Source organism: Kitasatospora sp. NPDC001095 (genome assembly GCF_053598615.1).
The window spans coordinates 13,228-36,456 of the sequence record NZ_JBSFKQ010000031.1 but is presented as its reverse complement, the minus strand read 5'-3'; the positions used below and the strand labels follow the sequence as shown (position 1 = coordinate 36,456).

14 protein-coding genes are annotated in these 23,229 nt (G+C 67.3%); 11 read left to right on the top strand and 3 right to left on the bottom strand.

The window, feature by feature from the left end; translation table 11 throughout:
- Positions 1–115: 115 nt before the first annotated feature.
- The 8 genes from ACWDBB_RS23700 to ACWDBB_RS23665 all read left to right on the top strand — a co-directional run bounded on the left by ACWDBB_RS23700 (position 116) and on the right by ACWDBB_RS23665 (position 17,168).
- Complete coding sequence (locus ACWDBB_RS23700; protein WP_380451269.1) at positions 116–763, top strand: DCL family protein; 648 nt, start codon at positions 116–118, stop codon at positions 761–763.
- A gap of 728 nt (positions 764–1,491) precedes the next feature.
- Complete coding sequence (locus ACWDBB_RS23695) at positions 1,492–1,884, top strand: CU044_2847 family protein (protein WP_449791511.1); 393 nt, start codon at positions 1,492–1,494, stop codon at positions 1,882–1,884.
- A complete protein-coding gene (locus ACWDBB_RS23690) occupies positions 1,881–6,503 on the top strand; it encodes a trypsin-like peptidase domain-containing protein (RefSeq protein WP_449791510.1) in 4,623 nt (1,540 codons plus the stop codon). Before ACWDBB_RS23695 ends, ACWDBB_RS23690 begins: the two co-directional genes overlap by 4 nt.
- 706 nt (positions 6,504–7,209) lie before the next feature.
- On the top strand, positions 7,210–8,136 hold the full coding sequence (locus ACWDBB_RS23685; protein WP_449791509.1) for a hypothetical protein: 927 nt from the start codon (positions 7,210–7,212) through the stop codon (positions 8,134–8,136).
- A 443-nt stretch (positions 8,137–8,579) separates the two neighbouring features.
- Complete coding sequence (locus tag ACWDBB_RS23680) at positions 8,580–10,169, top strand: TIGR02677 family protein (protein WP_449791508.1); 1,590 nt, start codon at positions 8,580–8,582, stop codon at positions 10,167–10,169.
- Positions 10,169–11,599, top strand: coding sequence for a DUF2398 family protein (locus ACWDBB_RS23675; protein ID WP_449791507.1), 1,431 nt, complete (start codon positions 10,169–10,171; stop codon positions 11,597–11,599). The genes ACWDBB_RS23680 and ACWDBB_RS23675 overlap by 1 nt, the downstream gene beginning before the upstream one ends.
- Entirely contained in the window at positions 11,596–15,903 is a 4,308-nt protein-coding gene (locus tag ACWDBB_RS23670) for a TIGR02680 family protein (RefSeq protein ID WP_449791506.1), read from the top strand. Before ACWDBB_RS23675 ends, ACWDBB_RS23670 begins: the two co-directional genes overlap by 4 nt.
- Complete coding sequence (locus tag ACWDBB_RS23665) at positions 15,900–17,168, top strand: TIGR02679 family protein (RefSeq protein WP_449791505.1); 1,269 nt, start codon at positions 15,900–15,902, stop codon at positions 17,166–17,168. Before ACWDBB_RS23670 ends, ACWDBB_RS23665 begins: the two co-directional genes overlap by 4 nt.
- Before the next feature lie 304 nt (positions 17,169–17,472).
- Here the strand turns inward: ACWDBB_RS23665 and ACWDBB_RS23660 are convergent, their stop codons facing one another.
- Together ACWDBB_RS23660 and ACWDBB_RS23655 are read right to left on the bottom strand one after the other, a co-directional pair.
- Positions 17,473–17,865, bottom strand: a complete 393-nt coding sequence (locus ACWDBB_RS23660) for a hypothetical protein (RefSeq protein ID WP_449791504.1) — start codon at positions 17,863–17,865, stop codon at positions 17,473–17,475.
- Between the two features lie 110 nt (positions 17,866–17,975).
- A complete protein-coding gene (locus ACWDBB_RS23655; RefSeq protein ID WP_449791503.1) occupies positions 17,976–18,230 on the bottom strand; it encodes a hypothetical protein in 255 nt (84 codons plus the stop codon).
- Positions 18,231–18,373: 143 nt separating this feature from the next.
- Here ACWDBB_RS23655 and ACWDBB_RS23650 point away from each other — a divergent pair, with 143 nt between their 5' ends.
- Both ACWDBB_RS23650 and ACWDBB_RS23645 read left to right on the top strand, forming a co-directional pair.
- Positions 18,374–19,558: a hypothetical protein gene (locus ACWDBB_RS23650; RefSeq protein ID WP_449791502.1), complete on the top strand. Its 1,185-nt coding sequence runs from the start codon at positions 18,374–18,376 to the stop codon at positions 19,556–19,558.
- Between the two features lie 270 nt (positions 19,559–19,828).
- A complete protein-coding gene (locus tag ACWDBB_RS23645; protein WP_449791501.1) occupies positions 19,829–20,845 on the top strand; it encodes a PIN domain-containing protein in 1,017 nt (338 codons plus the stop codon).
- A gap of 414 nt (positions 20,846–21,259) precedes the next feature.
- Here ACWDBB_RS23645 and ACWDBB_RS23640 read toward each other — a convergent pair whose 3' ends face one another.
- Entirely contained in the window at positions 21,260–22,114 is an 855-nt protein-coding gene (locus ACWDBB_RS23640) for a hypothetical protein (RefSeq protein ID WP_449791500.1), read from the bottom strand.
- A gap of 237 nt (positions 22,115–22,351) precedes the next feature.
- Here ACWDBB_RS23640 and ACWDBB_RS23635 point away from each other — a divergent pair, with 237 nt between their 5' ends.
- A complete protein-coding gene (locus tag ACWDBB_RS23635; RefSeq protein WP_449791499.1) occupies positions 22,352–23,206 on the top strand; it encodes a hypothetical protein in 855 nt (284 codons plus the stop codon).
- Positions 23,207–23,229 lie beyond the last annotated feature (23 nt).

Here is a 23,229-nt window from a genome sequence, read left to right as displayed (position 1 = left end):
GGATGTGCGAACTCCCTTACCACATCTGCGATGTTCGCTTCCGTTGTGCCGTTCGGCGGGTCCATCGTTGTGGGGCGCCCGGATGTGGCGTGCGGATGATCAGGAGGTTGATCTGATGGCAGTGACTTGGATCGGGCGACGTCGGTACACGACGAAGACGGCGGCTGCCGACGCGGTGCGCAAGATCTTGCACGGGAACCCGATCGGGACCGAGTTGGTTGATGAGGAGTTCGATCTCGTGCGGGACCTTCTCGACATGCACCATGAGGCCGAGGAGAAGATCGGCGTAGGTGTGGCCGGCATCCGGATCGCCCCTCCGCAGAAAGGCAAATACCCCGGGTTCGAGGTGGTGCGGACGGACGGCAGCGCGATCGACTTCTCTTACAAGACCTGCCTCACGACCCCGAGCCTCCGCTCCCAGGTACACAACGTGATGCAGGTGGAGATCGAGGACAAGAAGACCGCCTACTTCGAGTCGCGGCGCGCCGCCGGGACGTTCACCTCTGACCTGTCCGGAGTGCCGTTGGACACGAGCGACACCGCCGTGAGCCACTTCCGGGGCCCGGCGTTCGCCCAGATCGCCGATGGGTTTGCCGCCGCCGAGGGCGGGTGGGAGGCCATTGAGCTGACCCCTTCGACCGACTACGGCCTCGGGCTGTTCGTCGATCGCGACCAGGCCGACCGGTGGCGCGCGCATTGGCAGGATCGGGCGGTCCTCGGTCTCCTGACCCAGGCGGAGAACCGCAGCCGCCTGCGCGCCTGATCGCCGACTGCGGCCCCGGCTTCTGGGTGAGGGCCGGGGCCGCGCTGTTCCTTCTGCCGAGTTGTCGGTTGTACCGGTTGCGTGCCAGGAGCGATATCGGTGGTCGACGTAGTGGCAGCCGGGACAGCATGCAGCGTGGTGACGGTGGCAGGCGGCTGCGGACGGGCGAGGCGGGGCGCCTCCGCATGGGCAGAGCTGACGACACCGTTGACGAGGTCGCCATCCTGTTCCCCAGGGCACCTACGCGTGCGTGGGCCCGACATGTGGCCGGACCATGAGGAGAGGAAGCGGAAGCTGATCGAGGAGGGTCAGTTCGTACGGCGTCACAGTGTCGCCCAGCCTCGGATTGCCAAGACCTCCGTGTTCGGGAGCCCCTCAAGCGGCCTCGGTCATGGGCGATGGTCATAGGCACACGGTCCAAGGGGGGAAGGACGAGTGTCGAGGCTGGCTGAGCCCACTGAGGAGGTCGGGCTCCACCGCGGCCCTGGCGCGGCAACGGCAGAAGAGGGTCCTGGTACGAGGCTGCAGAACTGCCTCTGTAGTAGGCGAGGGGTTTGATGAACGCCGCCGAGCCGGCGATCCCGCGAGGTAGCCGTTTGCCGTAGTTGGGTGATTCGACGGGGCTGGGCGAGCTGAGGCGGTACCCTCAGCTGAGCTTGAGGCTCCTGGGGCAGTCGCACACAGCTGCTCATACCCATGGCGAATGCGGGGGGACCGTGTCTGATTTTGTGGAGTTCAACTTCCCGGACGGTACCGACGTCTTGGTCGAGGTGTGGCCTACCGAGCATGCGGCGGCTGCTGCCGATGCGCTCCACCAGATGCCTGGCAGCTCGGCGATCGAGCCGGTGGGGATCGGTGTGCGTGTCGTGCAACATGCAGGCCAGAGCCTGAATGACGCCTTTGCCCCACTGGTTCCAGTCCTCAGGAGCTTGCACGGCCAGGTCACGCGGCTTCCGCAGGCACCTGAAGAGCTGACCGTCGAGTTCGGGATCAAGCTCACGGCCGGGCTGAAGCTCGCGATCATCAGTGGTGGCGAGGCCAGCTTCAACGTCTCGGCAACCTGGCGCTTGAACAGCACAAGTGTGAGCGAAGTCGGTGGTCCCGAGGCAGTATCTGAGTGAGCCGGAGCGCTGGAACGGTGTATCCACCGACAGCGGATGAACCGATTCGTTCCGCGTTTGCCTCGGTGCTGCAGCCCGATGGACGGGTAGTCGGCGGCGGAGTCCTTGTGGCGTCTGCCGAGCCGGGGCAGGTGGAGATTCTTACATGCGCACATGTGGTCAACCTGGCATTGGGGCGGGGCCAGTTCGCTGTCGAAGAGCCCAACGAGGCAGACACGGTGACGGTGGCCTTCCCTGTGGCCCCTGGCGTCCGGGCACGAGCACGCGTCAGCGGCTGGTGGCCGGCACGCTCGCTAGGCGGCGCCGGGAGCAGACTCCGTAGCACTGACCAGCGGTGGCGCGGAGATATTGCCCTGCTGCGCGTAGCTGACGCGCTCTCACTTCCAGGCCGACCTATCACGCTCGCCGCCCCGCAACTTGGGAAGGAGGCCTGGACATGGTTCGGGAGCGGCGAACCCACAACGATTGTGTCCACACGGGTTACCGGAGTGGCCGATGAGTGGCTGGTGCTGGGCGGGTCGGCGACCGGTCATGCTGTGCAGCCCGGCTACAGCGGAAGTCCGTTGTGGGACCGCGAGCGCCAGATCGTCATCGGCATGCTCGTCAGTGCGCATCACGTCCTGCCCTACACCAAGCTGAACAGCGCCGATCCGGCCCGGCAGAGCTACGCGATCCGGGCAGATGTGATCGCGGAGCACTGTCTCGGATCGTCCCGAGGTCAGTCTGAAGCCCAGTCGTCTGACGTACAGGCACTGCTACAGGCCCAGCGCAGCGCCGCCCGGGCGTTCCCCTATCGGGCGGTGGGACTTCACCGCCAGGATCCTGCCACGGTCTATGTGCGTCAGCAGGTCTCGACATCGCTCGTCGCCGGAGGTGCCATGGCCTCTCACCCAGACACCAATGTCGCAGCACCAGACCTAGAAGCCCTGAAGCCCAAGACCGTAGAGGCGGCACTGGCCGCACACCGCCACGTCCTGCTCATCGGGGAGGCCGGTTCCGGGAAGTCCAGCCTCACCCTGCAGCTCGCGACCCGGCAGCTGCTTCTAACCGGCGGGCGGAGCGACATCACGCTTCTGCCCGTCCGTGTTCTGGCCCGGGATTTGGCGGCTCGCCCGCACACCCGGCTGATGACCGCCGTTGCAGACGCGGTTCGCGTGAGCCTGGCCCGCTTCTTGCCCCACAGCTTGGATCCGGGCCTGTTGGAGTCTCAGGCACCCGGAAGTCGATGGCTCATCATTATCGACGGGCTCGACGAGGTCACAGACCCGTTGGAGCGCAACGAGCTCACCCAGCGGCTGATGGTGTTCATGGAGCAGTCTCGCGACTACCACCTACTGGTGACGACACGTCCCCTGCCAATGGTTGAACGCCGGGTGTGGGAGAGGGACAAGGACCTCACCCAATACACGATTGAGCCCTTTCGCCATGACCAGCGTGCCGAGTTCGCTAAGGCGTGGTTCGCCCAGGATGAGGGTCTCGCCCATCGGTTCCTTGCTGAACTGGGGGAGGCGCGATTCGCGGAAGTCGCCTCTATTCCACTGCTGATCACCGTTGCTGCCATCGTCTTCGAAGAAGACCCCGAACACCCACTGCCTGCAAGCCGGTTCGACCTGTACGAGCGTTACTTCTCCTACTTATACGACTCGAGGTCCCGGCAACTGATGGATGATATCCGTGCGCGCCTGGCAGGCTGGCCGCAGGCGGAGAGTATCGCGCAAGCCCTCATCGAAGCACGTGTGAATCTCATCGAGCATCTCGCGCCTCATGCATTGCATACCCGGTCCCTGCTGGCCACTGCTTTGGACTGGCTTCGCCGCGAAGGCATCGCGCCTCAGCCACTGCCGCCCGACTGGTCGGCTGTCGTCGCTTCTGTACTGACCTCCACTGGGCTGCTCGCGCACGACGGCGATGGATTGCGCTTCACCCACCACACCTTCGCCGAGCACATCTGTGATCTCTTGGATGCCCGGCGCCTTCCGTCTCGCTTCGATCCCGACGAGGCGGCGTGGTGGCGAGTCCTGCGGCTCGCCTGCGCTCCCGGCGGCGCAGCGCATCAACGAACCATTCTTCACCGTGCCTTGCTCAACAAAGAGGCCGAGGAACTCCTCGACTGGCTCCTGGCCGGCAACGACCTCGCCCGAATCCTGGCCGTCCAGTTGCTGTCGAACGGTGTGCCAGCAGCCCGAGGGCAGCACGCCGCGCTCGCTCGAACCCTCGACTACTGGCTCTGGCGCGCTACACACGACCGGCAGTTTCATGATCACGCCATTGTCGCGCTCGATCTGCTCCGTGCGGTATCCCGCCCCGTCGAGCGAGTCTTGCACGCCGTCATCGACGACGTTGCAGCACCGGAGCCACTTCGCATCGCCGCCTCACGAACCCTGCTACGGTGCGGCGAGCCGCACCGGGCACACGCTTTGAAGGCGCTGCAACGTCTCCTTGCTGACACCGGCGTCTCCGGTAGGCGTCGGCTAGAGGCCGCCCGACTGTTGCTGGATTCAGGACAACCGGAGATGGCGCAAGACGGCCTGATGGGCCTTGCCGGAGGTGGTGCATCTGTCCATCCCTTCCACCGCCAGTGGGCGGGGGACATGCTGGCCGGCGAAGTTGCTCAGGCTATGCCTCTGGAACTGTGGCCTGTCCAGCCTGGCGATACGCAGGGTCATTCGTTTTCGATGGTGGTAGATCCACTCAACCTGGACAATCACCCCGAAGAGCGTCCGGCCGGATGGCCCAACCCGATCACGCACCGTTGCGCGTCGCCGGGGCTGGAGCCGGTTGCGGACAGGCAACAGGACTCAGAGGTGCCAGGGGGCATCGGAAGTTTCCTCTCTTTGGATAGTCGAGCACGGGCCGAGGACGTGGTTGATGCGCTGGCTGAGGTACTGGTCAACGCGATTGCGAGCGGGCTGCGAGGCCACGGCGAATCCCGAGCCACGGGAGAGCGAGGCGTCCAGTACTGGCCGATGGTCGCGGCCTGGCTTTCCAATCACCGACCAGCCGCTGGATCTCGACTCGCAGATCACATTCAGCAACTGCTGGAGAGAACACCGGTCCTCACCTCGTCGGTCACCAACAAAACAGCGCTGCTCAGCAGGACGAAGCGGCTCCTACTGGCGGCGCTTCTGGCCCACGGAAACGCCGTGCATCAGCGGGCAAGCCTCGCGTTGTTGACGCCCGACATGACCGCCTGGAACGTCGTGGCTGTCACCGCCGTGCTAGGTACGCTCGCATCAAGGTCCACCGAGATGCGCGGCCAAGTTACGGAGCGGGCCTGCCTTATCGCGTTGGACCTCAAACTGCCCAATACCGCCCGTACCGCGATCGTCGAGGCGCTCCGCCTCCTTGATCTCGATGCTGCAGTCCACTTCCTCACCCGACGCCGCACCGCCGACCCTTATATCGTGGTCTCCACCCTTCTGAGGCTGGGCGCGGAATTTCGGGCTGATGCCGTCAGCTACCTGGACAGCCGAGCCGCAATAGGCCTCACCAAGATTGCGAGTAGCTGGTGCCAGGCGGTCGACGAGCTGATCCGCACGACTGTTGCCGCTGACCGTGATGAAGCACTCCGTTTGCTCAAGAGAGCCGCTATTCGCTCCCGAAACCCCGCGGAGCGGCTGACGATGGCAACTGCCCTTGCCAGTCATGACCCTGACTCAGCTATTGCACACGCCAGCGAAGTCGCGCAGGGCCTTGGCACCGCGGGGATCGACAAGATGAATGCCGCACGGCTCCTGAGCACATTGGAGGGCTCGGATGCTCAGGCGGCACTGCACGTCCTAGATGCTGTGCGCGGGGCAGTGCAACCACTGGAGCTCGCCGCGCTGGCCGCAGATCTCGCGCATATGGATCCGACCGTGCGCGACGTGTCGGAAACGATCCTCCGGGCGCAGTTGGCCAGTGGTGATCTCGATCTGATTGCGCGAGAGAGGGTCTTGCAGGAGTTGGCGGACCTCGGACCGCGTGCTCGCGCCGGCCTGGCCGATGACATCGGTGCCCTGTCCGGCCAGGCGGTACTGAGATGGCCTGAGTGGTTTAGCACACTCGAAGGCGTGGCGCTCTGGGGGCCGGATCTGCATGAAGCCGCGCAATCCGCGCTCGTCGACCATGCGTTGTCGCCTGGTGACAGCGACCGTATCGCCGCGGTCAGGCGAATCGGCACCCTGGAGTGGCGAGGCGCCGGCGTTCGTGCTTCAGACATCCTGACTGCTCTCGCCGAGTCCAACGTCGAGACCCCGGCTATTCGTGCGCTTGCCGCCCGAAAGCTCACGGCCTATGACGACCAGTGTCGACTGACTGCCCGACATGTCCTGGGCATGCTGACAACTAGGCAGGAGCTGCCCGCGCTCCTAGCGATCCAGCTATGCATGGAGCTGGCCCTGGCAGGTGAGCATGTGCAGGCACTCACCCGCCTTTCGGGGCTGGCGTTGGACCACACGCTGCCGGACGCCCATCGTTCTGAAGCAGCCAGGCTCATGCTGATGATCGACACAGCCTGCGGCGGCATCACCGTCGCCACGCTGACCAACATGGCGGCAGACGCGACGCTGACCTCCGACACCCGGCAATGGGTCGCGGACGCGCCGTTGATCATCCGGCGTCACCCGCAGACACCTTAGCGACCAGCAGAGCCCACCAGTTGATCGAACCACCACGAGTTCGATGGGCGACACCTCCAATCACACCGCGAAGGTTCGATGGCGTATGGGAGCGCTATGTACACCTTGCGGTGGTCTTCGCTGCCGCGGTTCGGGCCGTTCTGGAGGGCCTGAGCGTCGCTGTGGTCGAGGCTGGCCGTGACGGGGCCCATTTACGGACGCTTGGCCTGGTGGATAGTCAGGCCAGTCTGCGACTCCCGGCCACTCAAAGCTACCCTCGTCGGCTCATACCTGCGCCTACGCGCCGACCTCACTCCGCAGATGTGGAAGGCAAGGCACGGCCGACGCGGCCGCACGGCTGTGCCCTGCCCGATGTCGACGTGAAGGCAGGCCATGCGCGGTCTGAAGTTCCACGAGGCACTCCCCGAGCGCCTGGCCATGGCCACACTCGTTACCAGGCTCGCCAACCTCGATCCGGCGACGAGCGTATTGTCCGAGCCGGTCAGGTTCACGCTCAGAGCAGGACGAGAACCTCGGTCTGCCCGGTGGCGAACTCGGTAGCTGGTAGATCGAACAGCCGGTCCCCACGCGATCTTAATCCTCCGACCGCAACCGAGGAATGCTCCCGGAGCTTGGCAGGGCCAGAGCGCAGCTGAACACGCTTCTCCAGATTAGGCCGTGCAGCACGTCGGTCGTGCAGAAACTGGATTCATCTATCGCCACTGCGATGAAGGGACACGACATGGCCGAAAATGTCACCAGCTTCGAGCCGCGAGCCTCCGAGGGCCGTACAACCTCGAAGGAGCCGCAGGTCGGCGAGCGGGCCGATGTGCTGCGCGCACACGACGCCTGGGCCCTGCCGCTGGAGGTCCTTCTGGACCTCTTGAACGCCACCGTTCGCGAAGCGGCGATGCCGTACAACGCGCGCGGCGCGATGCTCGGCGATCCGTCGAGCGGCCTGCGCATCTACGTGCGACCCGGTCAGACGGACCTGGATCTCTCGCGACTCATCCGCAAGCTCATCGGGTACTACATCGGGAAGCCCGGCATCGGCATGTGTGCCGCGCCGGCGTTCGAGTCCGATGGCGAGTTCGAAATCATCAGCGTCCCCAGAAAGCGCGAAGGCACAGCGACCGACGCGGGTGCCGGTGTTGACCGGCTCACTGCGGCGGACATCGAGACGCTCTACGAGGAGAGCCGATGGGCCCCGCTGAGTGGCTGGCGAACCGACGAGGAGGTGATCGACGAGTTGAAGGCGATCATCGTCGATCGCCACCATGGCCTGGCCCAGGACCTGCCCTCGGATGCTCCCGCATTGCCCGAGGGCGTCGGCGCCGCAGTCGCCTTCGGATACGACAAGGACGGCGAGAGCCGTCCGCTCGTCTACGTCGACCCCAGGTTGCCGAGCGGACTGCGTGCCGATCTGTGGGGCTTCTGTGTCGCGCTCGCCTCCGGAGGCGACCTGGGTGGCGCCGAGCCGAACGTGGACGGCATCTTCTTCGTCAGGACTCAGCGCTCTCCCGTGAGCGGGCCCGGGGCCGGATTGCTCGCAGCCCTGACGCTGCAGAGGCTGGGTCGGCGTCCGGGAGACTGCGGGTTCCAGCTCGTGAGCGAACCGGCGATGTCGTCGGAACAGCTGCCGGATGCCGCGTGACGACAGCCGTAGCCTGAGTGCAGGGGCCGCAGGTCGCCGACGCTCCGCGGGGAAAGGGCACCCGTCAGCCGTCACTGGTCTCCCTCTCCGCGTCGGCCCCAGGTGATCTTCCCTTCTTTGCGCAGCTGTCGGGTGGTGGCCTGCGACCCGTGCGTGAAGTTGGCGGGCGAGCCTGCCGGTTGGGCGATCTCCCGGCGCACTGCCGGTGCCAGCGGTTACGGTACGGATCATGCGCTGGCTCGGGACGGGGAGATGCGAGCGGAGGGTGCGAGTCTCTGGCGAGCACGCGGTGGTCATGGGCATCGAGCGGCCGGCGGAGCCAGCTCTCGCGTCGAGCGCTATCCGGATTCTTCCGGTTGCTGATGGCCTGACCGGGCTGTGAATGTCACTGGGGTGTGCCACCGTTGAGCGGGATGCCGACGAGGGAAGGGGACGTGGCCTGGATGGCAGAGCGCGAGGGTTCGAGCGACACGGCGTCGACATCATTCGACCTCGACTCGCTTGCGGTGGGGGACCGGCTCAGGCTCTTCAACTTCACCCAACGCGATGATTCGACGGCCTACTTGTGGGTCTTGAGGGCGATGAACGTCCTGCGTGCGGTCCACCAGGTGCAGGTTCACACCGCTGATGTGGCCCGAGCGCTGACCGAACTCGGCGAGACGCACGCCGATGTGCCGGCCCCCGATGATCTGAACCTGCGGAACATGCTGGATGTTCTCTCGGGTGAGCAGGACCGGGGACGGGAAGGCGGCAAGGTTCTTCACCGGGTCGAGGATGCGTCCCGCGCCGGAACGCTTGCTGCGTACCGCAACCGGCAGTCGGTCTACCAGTTCACGGAGATTGGGTACCGGGCCTACACGGCGGTGGAGGCCGTGATCGGGGCCCGAGTGGAGGACGCGAACCTTTCGCGGCTCGTCTTCGCCGACATCCTCGCGGACCTGACGGCCCTGGCGACGGCGAACCGCAGCGCGGACCGCGAGGAGATCTACCGGAAGCTCTCCCGACTGGACGCGGTCCTGGAGGACATGACCCAGCGCTCCGCCCGGTTCTACCTCACGCTGAACGACGTCGCCCGCACCACCGACATCTCGCCCGAGACGTTCCTGCGCCACAAGCACACCCTGCTCGCGCACATGAGCGAGTTCTCGGCGGAGCTCGAGCGCTACACCCCCCGCCTGCTCGACGCGGTCCGCGAAGTCGAGGACAGCGGCATCGAAACGATGCTCGACCGCGTTGCCGACGTCGACGGGCGGCCCATGATGAGCGTGGCTGCCCGCAGGGAAGACTGGCGACGACGCTGGACGGGGCTTCGCCAGTGGTTCGTCGCCGAGTATCCCGCTGAACCGAAGGCCGTCCAGCTGCAGAGCGCCACCCGCGACGCGATCTCCGGCGTCATCGCCCTCCTGCGGCAGGTCACCGAATCCCGGCGCACTGGCGTCAGCCGCACCACCCAGCTCCGCCACCTGGCGGCCTGGGTCGCCGGAGCCCCGGACCAGCAGGCGGCGAACGCACTGATGGCCGCGGCGTTCGACCTGCGCTCCGTGCGCCACCTGGCCGGCGCCCACGACGATGACGACCAGATCTCCAGCCGCTCGACCTGGTGGGACGCTCCCGGCGTCGAGATCAGCGTCAGCCTGTTCAAGCACGGCAAACGCCCCGCCCCCGGCGGGCCGCAACCGGTGCGAACCAGCCGAGGAATCCGCGCACCGCTGCGGCAGAAGCATCTGCAGAGCCGAGCCGCGGAGAGAGCCGCCGCGAGCGGACTGCTCGAGCACGGCGCCCACGACAGGATCCTGGACGAAGCCGAGACGAGGGCGGTCCTGAAGCTGCTCACCCGCGCCCTGGAGAGCCGCACCGTGGTGGCCGGCCGCCTGCACCCGTCGACCGGAGCCAGCGATGTCATGACGCTGCGCCTGATCCCCGACCAAAGGGGCAGCCAACTGCGGACCGTCAACGGAACCCTGCACCTTCCCGGATTCCACCTGGAGATCATCTCGGCCCGCCGAAGCGCGCGTACCCCGGAGCCCAGCTGATGACAACACACCGCGTCGCCGCGACCGTCGAGACTGCCCAGCTCGGGTCCTACCAGCAGGCAGCGCGCCTGATGCTGCTGTACAGCCTCGTCACCGACAGCTATCCACGGAAGGGCGCACTGGCCTCCGTACTACCCTGGGCCGACGAGCTGGCGAAGGACTTCCGCTCCCTTCTGGGCTACACCCTGCACACCACCTCCTACCATGCCCGGCTGACCCGCCGCCTCGACAGCCTCGACGGAAGCCAGGACTTCACTGCGGCCGGCAGCAGCAAGCGGCCCTTCGACCGGCGCCGCCTCGCCTACCTCTGCCTGGTCCTCGCTTGCCTGAACCACTCACGCATCGAGATCAACCTGGCCGACCTCGTGCGGGAACTCACCCCGTACGCCAACACCATCGAGCACCTGGGCTTCGACCCCACAGTCCCGGGACACAAGGACGCCGTCGTCGACGTCATCGACTGGCTCGTCCACCGCGGAGCCCTTCGCCTATCCGACGGCTCCACCCAGCACTGGGCCCGGGACCACGAACGCGGCGACGCGCTCTACGACATCGACCAAAGCCTGTGCGCGGCGCTGTTCAAGCCCGGCAAGCCCCTTCAGCACCTCACCAGCGTGGCCGGCCTCCTCGAATCCGCGCCGACCGGTACCGGCCGCGACGCCCGCCGACGCTACACCGCCCAGCGCGCCCGCCGTGCCGTCATCGAGCACCCGGTGGTCTACTACGCCGACACCGACCCCGAGATGGCCGGCGCACTGCGCCAGCCCGCACTGGAGGAAGACCTCACACGGTTCACCGGCCTGAAGATCGAACGCCGCTCCGAAGGCGTCATGCTGGTCGACACCACCGGACACTTCACCGACAAGCGATTCCCCGGACGAGGCGGCGCTATCAACCGCACCGCCGGCCTGCTCCTCGCCAAAGTCGCCGACCTGCAAGAAGACCCCACCCAAGCGGGCAGGCTCAGCCGGCTTCCCGCGCCCGACCCCGTCGACGAACACCACACCCTCATCGCCCACATCGACGTCGCCCTGCCCCACACAGCCACTCTGAGCGCCCTGGCCGACGAATCGCCCGCCCCCGGACAGCACCCACCCGTGGCCGTGTACGTCGACGACCCGCTGCCGCCACACCCGCTGGCGACCGCGACTCTCGTCGAACAGGCCCGGCTGGAGGAAATGATCACCGAACTCTACGAGGAGTTCGGGCCGTCCTCCTTCACCAGTAAATGGCAGGCTGACCCCGCCGGCCTCCTGGACGAAGCGATCACTCTTCTCGCGGACCTGCGCCTGGTCCACCGCGTACCCGGCGGAATCCTCATCCGCCCCGCCGCCGGCCGCTACCGCAACATCACCGCAGCCCTCCCCAGCCCGAGCGTCGACGGCCAGTTCGCCTTCGACTTCAGCGCACCCGAGGACGTCACCCGATGACCACTCCCAACGCCGTCGACACCACCATCCGCTTCAAGCCGTCCCGCGCCGGCATCATCGGCCTGTGGGACTACGACGACGAGGAGTTCGTCTTCGCCGACGGCCGCCTGGTGCTGCGCGGCCACAACGGATCCGGCAAGACCAAAGCCCTCGAAGTCCTCTTTCCCCTTGTCCTCGACGGCAGCATCGACGCCCGCCGCCTCGACCCGTTCAGCGGCGAAGAACGCACCATGAAGTCCAACCTGCTCTACCGCGGCCAGGAGTCCAACTTCGGCTACGTGTGGATGGAATTCACCCGCTCGACCCCCGAAGGCCGACTCCTCGAGGCTGTCACCATCGGCATCGGTCTCCTCGCCCACAAGGCGAAAGAACGCCCCGGCCGCGTTTTCTTCGTCACCGACGGCCGCGTCGGTCTCGACTTCGGCCTCCTCACCGCAGACTCCCGCCCGCTCCGCAAGACGGAGCTGGAAAAGCTCATCGGCAAGGACGCCCTCCACGCCACCAGCACTGCCTACCGAGATGCCATCGACGATCGCCTGTTCGGACTCGGCCGCGAACGCTACGCCCAGCTCATCAACCTTCTCCTGCAACTGCGTCGCCCACTGCTCGCCAAGGACCTGGACCCCGACAAGCTCTCCGCCACCCTCACCGCCGGCCTGCGCCCGCTCGATGAACACCTGATCAAGCAGGCCGCTGGTGACTTTGAGAACCTCGCCGAGATCCAGGACGTCCTCGACGCACTGATCGGCGCAGACACGGCCGTCCAGGACTTCCTGCGCGAGTACACCGCCTACATGCGCGTCCACGCGAGTCACCGAGTCGACCAGATCACCGAGCGGCTCCGGGCCACGGCCGGGCACTGCCAGAAGATCACCGACGCCGCCCAGCAGCGACGAGACGCCACCGCGGCCCTGGCCAAGGCCCAGGCCGAACGGGACACGGCAGCGGAGACGGCGAAGAAGACACAGGCCCAACTGGACGGCCTCAAGAACCACGAAGCGATCAAGGGCGAGCGGGACCTCGACGAGCTGCGCGCCCGCGTCAGCGCGGAAGAACGCGCCGTCCAGGAGACCGCGACCAACCTCACAGGGGCCCAGAAGCACGTAGCCAAGCTCGAAGAGGAAGCCGAACGGTTCGCCGAAAGGCTGACCACAGCGGAGAAGACCGCCGGCCGGCACGTCACCGCGCTGCTTGAACACGCCCGTCACGCGGGCATCCCGATTGACGACGACCCGCTCGATCTGGCCGAGGACGTCAGAACCCAAGCCGCCGCCCGAGCCACCACCCGGCGTCACGACATCGGAGTCGTCCAGGGCCACCTGAGCCGCTACCAGGACGCGGCCAGCGCGCAAAAGACCGCCCAAGACGCCCTCGACAAGGCCGAGACCGAGGTCTCCGAGCGCGAACTCGAAAGCGACGCAGCAGCCCGAGCGCTGGCCAACACGCGAACGCAGGCAGCCGCCGAGCTGGCAGCATTCACCAACCGCTGGATGGGCGCTGACCCGCACGCCGTACTCGGACCGGAGGACAGCGCTCTGCTCACCCGGGCCCTGGCAACGGCCGACGAGCCCGGCGCAACCTCCCTACAGGAGGTCTTTCACAACGCCACTGACGAGCGTCGCACCCAGGCCCGCCGACACCAGGATGCACTCCAACTCCGGTACGACGAGACCGACACCACGCTGGAGGCTACACGGGCCGAACGTGCAAGCGTGGCCGCGCAACGCGACGACGCCCCGCCGCCCAGCGACCTGCGCCCCGCCGACCGAACCGACCGCCCTGGCGCGCCGCTGTGGCAGCTCGTCCGCTTCGCCGATCACCTGAGCTCCGAGTACACGGCGGCGATCGAAGGAGCCCTGTACGGCGCGGGCCTGCTCACGGCATGGGTACACCCGCACCCCAGCGCCACACGCCAGGCCGTCGCCGACCAGGAGGCCGACGGCTTCCTGTACCCGCTTCCCCCCGAACAGCGCCCTTCCGGCCGCACCCTCGCCAACGTCCTCGTCCCCGAGGAGCAGGAACATGTCGAGGCGCAGGCCATCAGCGCAGTCCTCGCCTCGATCGCCCTCGCCGACGACCTCGCCATGTCGAACCCGGGCACCCACCACGACTCGGCCGCAACCGTCAGCACCCGCGGCCAGTTCTCCCTCGGGGTCCACCGCGGCGCTCACCCCAAGCACCAGCCCGAGTACATCGGAGCGACAGCACGCGCCGCCCGCCGCCGCGAGCGGCTCAACGCCTACGACGCCGCCATCACCGGCCTCGAAAGCACCCTGAAGACCTTGACTGCCGACCTCCAGCACGCGGCCGGAAACCTCGCGGCCTTCGCAACCGCCCGCGCCCAACTGCCGAGCACCACCAGCATCGTCACCGCAGCCCAACAGGTGGTCATCGCCGCCAACAAGGCGACCGACGCCCGAAGCCGGCTCACCACCGCCAGCAAGGTACTCGACAACGCCATCGCGGAAGCCCACGAGCGCAAGCGCCAACTCCACAAGAGCGCGGCAGCCCTGAAGCTTCCCACCGACACCGAAGGCCTCAAAGCCGTCGACCACGCCCTTCGCGACCTCACCACCGCCGCAGCCGCCCTGGAGACAACCAGGAGCAGCATCACCGACCTACGCAAAGACCTCACCGACCGACGCAACACCGTCGACGAGCAGACCGCCGTCTGCCAGGAACAGGCCGAGGCGCTGGAAGCGCGACGTATCGACCACACGGCGCTCGCCGAGCGCCTCCGGAAACAGGAAGAGACCCTCGGCGCACCACTGCGCCGGATCCACGAAGAGATCAACACCCTGAAGCGGCAGCTCGAGGACGCTCAGAACGCCTACCGACAAGCCGACAAGGACCACTCAGCCCAGCAGCTCGCACTCGCCGGCGCCGACAAGGCCCTCCAGTACCTCCACGAGGCCCTCGCCACGGCAGTTGCCGAACAACTGCGCACGGCAGCCGCCCTCCAGCCGTACAGCAGGCCCGACCTGCTCCGTGTCCTGGGCGCGACCACCAATAGCAACTGGACACCCACCGAGCTGTGGCCGACAGCCGATCAGGCTGCAGAGGATCTTATGGTGCGGCTCACCGCCCCGAGCACCGACCTCAAACCCGAAGCCGGAGCCCGCGGCGCCCTCCCCGATGCCACGTGCGCCCTCTATGACGCCCTCGACGAGGCCACCCGCGGCCGGACAGCCACCGACAGCGCCCTCAAGAGCACCGCCAGCAAACTGTCCACTGCCCTCAGCACACTCGAGAGCGCCCTGGCATCCTCCGACCAGGGATACCACTTCGAATGGGAACCCGACGGCGACATCATCCTCGCCCGCGTCCGCGACAACGACGGTCCCGCGCCCATCGTTGACTTCGCCGTCCGCCTGGCCGAACAAGTGGCCGACCAGAAGGTACTCCTGGAAGAACGTGAGCGAACTGTTCTTGAGGACACCCTCCTCACCGGCCTCGCCCAACAAGTCCACTCCCGGACCATCGAAGCACGCGACCTCGTCAGGGACATGGACGCCGACACCCGGGCCAAACCCATGTCCTCCGGAACCAGGGTCGGAATCCGCTGGGTCCAGTCGGACAACCTGACAGACTCCCAGCGCGCCGTCAACAAGCTCCTTGAAAAGGACGCCAGGGCACTGGGGCCCGCAGGGCTCGCCGAACTCCGCTCCCACCTGCGCAGCCAGATCCGGGCCGCACAAGCCCGCGACCGCCGCAAGACCTACCAGCAGATCATCTCCCAGGTCCTCGACTACCGATCCTGGCGCCGGTTCGAGCTACTCCTGTCCCGCCCCGGAGGAAAGGAAGACAAGCTCACCCGCTCCAAGCACAGCCAAATGTCCGGCGGTGAGAAGTCCGCCTCCATCCACCTGCCGCTCTTCGCCGCCGCCAACGCCCAGTATGGCTCAGCCCACCCCACCTGCCCGCGCCTGATCGCGCTGGACGAGGCATTCGCCGGAATCGACGAGCGCTACCGCCCCGACCTCCTCGCCCTGACCGTCAAGTTCGACCTCGACCTCTTCATGACCGGCCACGACCTGTGGATCACCTACCCGTCGGTCCCACGCATCTCGCACTACGACATGCTCCACGACGAAGCCACCCACACCGTCTCCGCCATGCTCATGCTCTGGGACGGCGAACAGATCCACGACGACCTCGGCTACCCGGGCTCCGACGAACTGGCCGCAGACATCCTCGGGTTCACACCTCGCCGCCACGCGCCCGTCAGTGACGGCCTCCTCACCGACATCAACCCCGACACCGACCTCGACGACCTCACCGAAGGACAGGACGACGAGGAATGATGACACCGGCAGACCCGCAGGACCTCTACGGCGGTCCCGAGTACCAGCGGCTGCTGGCGGCAGCGCGCCGCTCTCTCGAACGCACCGGTGGTCGGCTCGACGGCTCGGTGAGCATCACAGCCCCCACCGATGCCGAACGCGAGGCACTGATCGGCATCACGGGCAGCTACCGGCCACCGGGCATCGCCAGGATCACGGTGAAGCTCGCCGACCTCGAAGCGGCCATCCAGGCTGCCACCGGCGCCCCACTGGCAGCCCTCCTCAGCAGGTTCGGAGGACCGCTCGTCGATCGCCCGGGACAGAAGCAAGCACAGGGTCGGGCGCGAGCAGAACTGGCCGCCGCCGCCGAAGCCAGCCCGCTCCACGAACAGCACTCGTGGTACCGAAGCTGGCTCACCGTGATCACAGCGGACGGCACCCTCACCAGCCTCGTCAACAAGAACGACGGCGCCGCGCTGACCCGCGCGATCCGCGTCCTCGAGCACCTGCACACGCGCCCAGGCAACGCGCCACCGCTCATGCTCCCAGTCCTTGCCGAAGCAACCACCGGTGACACCAAAGCCCTCAACCACGGCAGCGGTGCTCTCCCGACCCTGGTGCTCCGCGCCCTGGCTATCGCGAAGGACACCACCCTCGCGAGCGGCGCCGAGGCGCGCCGCGACCTCTGGGACGCCTTCGACGTGATCGTTGACGACCTCGCCAGCCGCGTTCTGGTGCTCAACCTGCCCGCTGACGGCGAAGGCCTGGGCGAATGGCTCACGGGCGCGGCCCGCCACGGCACACCCTTCCATATCTCCCTCCATCAGCTCGTCACCCTGCCGATCTCCGTCAACCAGCCGATCGTCTACGCATGCGAGAACCCCGCCGTCCTACGACGGGCCGCCGGAGAACTCGGCCCGACGAGCCCACCGCTTGTCTGCACCGAAGGGCGACCCTCAACCGCGTTCCACCGCCTCGCCCGTGCAATCAGCCGAGGTGGGGGAACGCTCTGCTACCACGGTGACTTCGACTGGCCCGGCATCGACATGACCAACCAGCTCATCAACCGCTACCGGGCTCGCCCCTGGCGCATGACCGCCAGCGACTATCTGGCCGGCGCCTCTGCCACCGGCGAGGACGACCGCATTTCGCTCAGCGGCAAGCCCCATCCGACCCCATGGGATCCGCAGCTCGCCGAGGCCATGCAACGCACCAACCAAACCCTCTACGAAGAAGCCGTCGCAGACAACCTGCTTGACGATCTGGCCCGAGATCCTTCCTGGTAAGAACGCGCCAGTCAGTTGTGCCCCTTGGGAAGGCGGTGCCAAGAAGCGGCTGAACCGCATGCACGATGCTGTCGGGAAGGTAAGCGACGTTCATGGAGCGTGGTAAACCCACCGCTCGGGGTGGAAGGACGGCCGCCCAGCCCGCCGGCCCCTACATCGAGGAAGGCCGCACCGGCCACGACGCCTACTGGCAGGCCACCGCAGCCGCCATCGCCGCCCGGCGTACCGCCGCCGCACCGGCAAGCGCGGAGATCACCCCCGCGACCACCGACCAGCAGGCCCTCCGCCAGCTCGCCGCCGATGTCTACCGCGCCTGCCCGAAGCAGACCAGACCGAGATCCTGCGCGCCGTCGCGGCCCGGACCGGTGCCACCTGGCTCGCCAGCCTCCCGCGACTGGACGACGCCGCCCTCACCCAGCAGACCGTCACCGAGCAGGTCACCACCGTGCTCGCCGAGCGACGCCAGCTCACCGCAGAGGCCGTCCGGCCCGAGCAGCCGCAGGCGGAGGAACAGCGTCAGCCGACCCTCGCCGAGCGCCGCCGAGCTGGCCGCCAGGCCGAGCGCCAGGCCCACCGCGACCAGCTCCAGCAGCGCGGCGGACAGCCCACCCGGACCGCCCGGCACGTGCCCGGCCGTCGACCCAAGCCCGTCGAGCAGCGCCAGCCGGTTCAACCGAGCCCGCAGCAGATCCAACATGACCCGCAGGGACCGCGCCTCCGCTGATCAGCAGCTGGTGCAGTCCGATTAGGGGATCACGCAGCGGTGGCCGATGTCGCACCTGGCATCGGGCTACCCGGCCGGGTCGGTTACTCGCGGTTCCAGAATTGGGTGACCGCGATCCGAGCCGCGAAGAGCGCGGCGGCGACGCCGGCCCAGGGGAGAGCGTCCGCAGGGTGCGGGCCCGGGAGCAGCAGGACTGCCCGCAGGGTGATCAACACCCCGGCGATCCCGAGCACGACCCCAACAGCAGCGGCAGCCCGGTTGGCGAACCGGAGCACCCGGCCCCGCAGGATGATGCAGTGTTGGCAGGAGCACGGGCCGGTTGGCTCGGCGACGGTCATCTTGACCTCCACGTCAAAGTGAGAAGCGGGATACCGGCAGGCGCCTGCGGGTAGAGCACCCCGTGGGGCGATGTCTCTACCCTGGCTGCTCGGAAGTCGCGGCACAGGTCCTCACATAGAGCCTGATTGCAGTGGAGGGTTCAGTGGAGATCGACATCCGCTCAGCGGGCACCGAGCTGGGCGCAGAATTCGGGTCGGTCACGCTGGCCGGGCTCGCCGGGGCCGAAGACTGGATCATCACGGTGGGCCTGCGAGGGCTCGCGTCAGGGTTGGTCCGGCCGGCTGCGCTGACCCTTCAACCAGCGGCGTCCGGCACGCACCTTCTGACCGAGCCGCTCTTCCGCCGACTGCCGTTCACCACCGCCTTCACGCTGGCAGTGACCGCGCGCGTGCTCGGCATGGACAGCGCCCGGCGCCTGGATCTCGCGGTCACCCGCCCTCGGGGCGGCAACCGTCGCTTCACCGAGGCAGTTGCTGCACTCCACCGTGCAGCAGCGGCGGCTGGCGTCCACGGCCCGCAGATGATCCAGTCGGCCTGGGACTGCTCGGAGAGGACCGCCTACAACTGGATCAACGAAGCGGAGGACCTCCGCCTGACCATCAGGGAGACGAGTGCCAGAGCGGTAACGAGGGCCCCGTGCACCTCACCCGCTCCGGACCCCACGGCAACCAAGCCCCCGGCCTGGTCCGATTTCCCCTCGCGGCAGACGACCGTCACGAACTCGGCATTCGTCTACGAGGACTTCCCCGGGTGGCGGGAATGGAAGGTGCAGATCCCGATCTTCACCGGAGAAGCCCGGGACCGCGTCCGTGGCCTGACGATCCAGCCCAGTCCGCACCACGCTAACGGCCCCGCACAGCTTCTGCCGCCCCGACTATTGCGCGCCTTCCCCGTCCACCAGTTCATCAAGCTGGCCGTCGGCTCCGGTTGGGACAGCCAGGTCAGTATGAACATCCTGGCCACGCTCGAAGCGCTACCCGCGCACCACCGGGGAGACGCACACCTTCACGCCGTGGCTGCTGCCTACCGGACGGCGGTTCACCTCGGTGTTCCGCCTCGTCGCGTCATCTCCCACTACTGGGATCTAGACCTGAACGGTCTGACGCTGCGCCGGTGGATCGCCCGAGCCCACAAGAAGAAGATCCTTGGAACCTATCGGGACGAGCGCGATCGACGCCGAGACAAGTTTCAGGTCCACGGAGAGGCCCACTACCGAGGCAAGCGCCCTTGCGGCCAACGGGCTCGCTTCAAGGACGACGCCGAGCACGAGGCGGCGGTCCGGGCCGGAGTGACTTTCCCTCGCGCTCCGTGGCAGAAGACCGGTTGATGGCGGTGCCGATGTCGATCAGTAGGTGGGACCTGCCGATGCCGGAGTCGCCGAGCAGCACCAGCGGCCGGCCCTCGCGGACTCAGGTGGGGGACTTGAGGTCCGCGACGACTTCGGGCTTGACGTTGGGTTCTCCTCGAAGTCGAGTAGCTACCCTGGCCTGCCCGAATACTCCGAAGCAGCTCGGATTGTTCCTGTGCGGTCGGCTTAGCCCTCGCACGGAGTCGAAATCCCGCACCGGTCGATCAACGCCCGCACTACGATGCGCGGATGAGCGAGCTGGCGCCAGCCGTACGGCGCACCCTGTACCAGCGCGAACAACTGCGTCGCGCGCTGCTTGACACCTCCGTGCTGACTACGGACATCATCGCAGCCACTAAGCGCCCGGACCCGTCATCGTTCGTCGCAGGGGCACGGGCGAGAACAGTGCGGTGCCTGATCCCAGCCCACGTGTGGGACGAGGTGCCGCGAGTGCTGGCTGACCGGCATCGCGAGGGCGGCCGGTTCGATCTAGGGCGGGCTCTGGAGCTGTGGCAGTCCCGGTACGCGCCCGTTCTGTACGTCGTGGACACCACCAACCTGCCGATGACCCCGCAGGGTGAGGTGCTCGCGGACCGCGACGCCTCGGACGTGCCCATGCTGCTGCTGGCCGACGTGATCGCCCCGGTGGTCCTCATCGGAACCGACAAGGATCTGGTCGCCAGCGGGCTGGCGGACGCCGACTGGGCAGCCCTGCGTAAGGCCCTGGGGGACGTCGGGGTGACGGAGGGCCGGATGGCCGACATCGAGCAGCAGGCCGAAGTCCTGATGGGCACCGCGGCACGTGCCCTGGGGCACGGCCTGGCGAAGATCGGCAAGTCGACCCCGAAGCAACTGGCAGTTCTAGCGGCAGTGGGTGCTGGGGCTGCCGGGGCCCTGTACTGGCTGAACAAGAAGCATCCACGGGTTCCCGCGCAGAGGCCGCCGATGCTGCCCGTGCTGATGGCCCGCGCTTCGAAGGAGATAGCCGCACTTACTGAGCGGCACGCCCGAGGTGAGGACCGGTGGCAGCAGGCGGAGCGGGGCACGCCCGGCGACACGCTGTTGCACCGAGTGGCCCGGACATTGGTCGGCTCCCGGGCACCGTTGACCCGTACGCAGATCGTGGAGCGTCTGGGCGAGGACATCCCGGGTGCCGGACACGCTGCCCGGATGGCGGCCGTCCTGGAAGTGTTGACTTCCTACGCGATGTTCGTGGAGGTCAAGGGCCGAGGACGTTGGCAGGTTGGCCGACTGGGTGATCGGTAGCCGAGGAGAGCCCTGCTGGCGAGATCACTTGAGCATGCAGCACGAGCCGAGGCGCATGTGCCCGGCGCCTGAATTACATCCGCCGAAGGGCCCTCTCGCACTCACGGCATCGCCGGTCCTCGAACGCTGCTGGATACCACGGCTCTCCGAAACCGGCCTGGTAGTGCGTGTGCACCAACGGGTCCGTACGGACGCCACAGAGCGTCGTCGGCAGTGGGTCCTCCGGTACCTCAGGATCGCTCGCGGCGGCGTGGACCGACCGGATGAAGGTGGGGTCCGCTTCATCCGGGTCGAATCCGTTAAGAACCTCCAGCAGCACCAGTACACCCATACCTCGACGGTGCCCTCGGCGCCTGGCTGGCGCACGCTGGGAGCCGTTTGAGTGGGGGCACCTAACGCCGCTGGACGGCTTCTCTAGCGGGAGCGCGCCAGCTCGATGGCGGCGGAGCCGAGCCTCAGCACACTGACATCGGGCTCGTCAGGGTGGGAGACGCTGACAGCGTCGGCGATTTGGATGGCACTGTTGACCAGTAGGTCCCCTACTTCGATTGGGGAGGGCCCCTCGCTCCATTTCAGGCAACGACTGGTGTTGCTCCGCCGCGCGGGCACGATCTCGGCGGTGTGGGACCAATCCCTCCACCAGGTGCTCGCACGCACCATCAGCCGACTGCGCAACGGCGTACACGAGGTGGGAGCCCAGTGCGGGGAAGCGGATTCCTCGGCAGTCGTGACACCCGCCGTGTGCCAGAACGTGAGGTTCTCCGGGGTCTTGACAGAACCGGTTTCCCACCGTAGGCGCGAGTGCATCAACCGCACGGTGCCACGGTGAAATTCGCGCAGTTCAAGACGGCCCTGCGTGGGCAGGTGAAGCAAGTGGACGGCGCGAGCAGAGACACGTTCGATCCGCAGGCCCGGGACACCGAAGTGCACATGTGAGCCGTCAGTGTAGGTCACGGTCTTCGGCAACAGGTAGTTGGCTACCCGTGGAGCCACGCTGGCCTGGATCGTCAGCTGATGTGGCGCGGGCATGATCCACTCGACGTACCCGGCGAGCTCACGGAACGACCTTCCGCCACGGTGGTCCCATGGGTGAGAGTGGCTGGAGCTGAACAACAGGTCCCACAGCAGGGCCTGGAAAGCCTCCTGGCCGGCGTCCTTGGTATCCAGCTCGATCCGTCCGTTGACCGCGGCCGCCTGCAGCGCACGCTGGGGCACGGAGAGCAGAGCCAGGTACTGCTTGAGGCGCGCACGGTCGTTGACATGCGGCATGGAAGATCCTCGCTGGCGACAGCCCGGACTGCGCCGCGAAATGAGACGGTGGTGTCGTCTGATGGCACGGCGAATCGCGAGGAGGTTGGGCATCCCACCCGTCGGCTCCGAGCACAATTCGTCCGGGCGAACGGCCAGCCGTGGACCACCTCCGGGCCCAAGACGAGAGTAGAGGGAATCCGTTGCGATCAGCACTTCGCCACGCGGTGTAGGTCGTCAGCTACTACCGTCCTCGACATGTCGAAGAACCCGAAACCGCCCCGCCACGAGGAACTGGCCGCCGAGACCCTGGTCAACCACGTCCTCGACACCTGGACCCACACCCGGGACGACAACTCCCGGCCCGGCATGATCGACGCGCTGCTCGCGGAGCCCGGCCGGGCAGAGCCGACGTACGCGCTGGAGGTCACCTCCAGCCTCGATCGGGAGCGGGTCGGGCTGTGGGCTGCAATCGACAAGAAGCACGTCGGGACGGAATACCCGCAGCTCGCGGCTGGCTGGTTTGTGGAGTTCGCCCAGGGCGCCCGGGTCAGCGGAGACGCCCAGCGGAAACTGATCGACTTTCTCGCCGACCTGGAGTCCCGGGGCGTCGAGCGGATCAGCGTCCGCGAATGGGAAGCCGCCACTCCGGCCGATGCCCCAGTCCCCGAGGACATCGCCCAGGTCCACAGCCTCGGCCTGCGGGCCGTCGCGCGGGTCGGTGACGGGTCGGAGGTCCGTGGACGGATCATCCCCAGCACCCTCGACACAGGTACCGCCACCGCCACCGCCGACGCGGTCACCCCGCACGTCGACGCCTTCCTGTTGACCAACACCGCCGCGAACAAGATCGGCAAGCTCCGGCGCGCCAAGAACGACGGCCTGCACACGATCCTGTTCGTCTGGGTGGACTCCTCGCACATGAGCATCGGCATGGCACTCACCAACGCCTTCCAGCCCACAGGCAACCCGAACGTCCCCGAGCATGTGGACGAACTATGGCTCGCCAGCTACTTTGCGCCGGACACCTTGTTCCGGTGGACCCGAGCGGTCGGCTGGGCCGTCGTGGCGGCGCCCGGCGTCTTCGCTTCCGTGCCCTGGCCAGCGGAGTAGCCGTATCGACCAGCGAGGCGGGG

Coding starts and splice junctions, on each gene's coding strand:
- ACWDBB_RS23675 (WP_449791507.1), top strand. CDS start 10,169: ATGACAACACACCGCGTCGCCGCGACCGTCGAGACTGCCCAGCTCGGG.
- ACWDBB_RS23670 (WP_449791506.1), top strand. CDS start 11,596: ATGACCACTCCCAACGCCGTCGACACCACCATCCGCTTCAAGCCGTCC.
- ACWDBB_RS23655 (WP_449791503.1), bottom strand. CDS start 18,230: ATGACCGTCGCCGAGCCAACCGGCCCGTGCTCCTGCCAACACTGCATC.
- ACWDBB_RS23685 (WP_449791509.1), top strand. CDS start 7,210: ATGAAGGGACACGACATGGCCGAAAATGTCACCAGCTTCGAGCCGCGA.
- ACWDBB_RS23640 (WP_449791500.1), bottom strand. CDS start 22,114: ATGCCGCATGTCAACGACCGTGCGCGCCTCAAGCAGTACCTGGCTCTG.
- ACWDBB_RS23700 (WP_380451269.1), top strand. CDS start 116: ATGGCAGTGACTTGGATCGGGCGACGTCGGTACACGACGAAGACGGCG.
- ACWDBB_RS23635 (WP_449791499.1), top strand. CDS start 22,352: ATGTCGAAGAACCCGAAACCGCCCCGCCACGAGGAACTGGCCGCCGAG.
- ACWDBB_RS23680 (WP_449791508.1), top strand. CDS start 8,580: ATGGCAGAGCGCGAGGGTTCGAGCGACACGGCGTCGACATCATTCGAC.
- ACWDBB_RS23665 (WP_449791505.1), top strand. CDS start 15,900: ATGATGACACCGGCAGACCCGCAGGACCTCTACGGCGGTCCCGAGTAC.
- ACWDBB_RS23645 (WP_449791501.1), top strand. CDS start 19,829: ATGAGCGAGCTGGCGCCAGCCGTACGGCGCACCCTGTACCAGCGCGAA.
- ACWDBB_RS23660 (WP_449791504.1), bottom strand. CDS start 17,865: ATGTTGGATCTGCTGCGGGCTCGGTTGAACCGGCTGGCGCTGCTCGAC.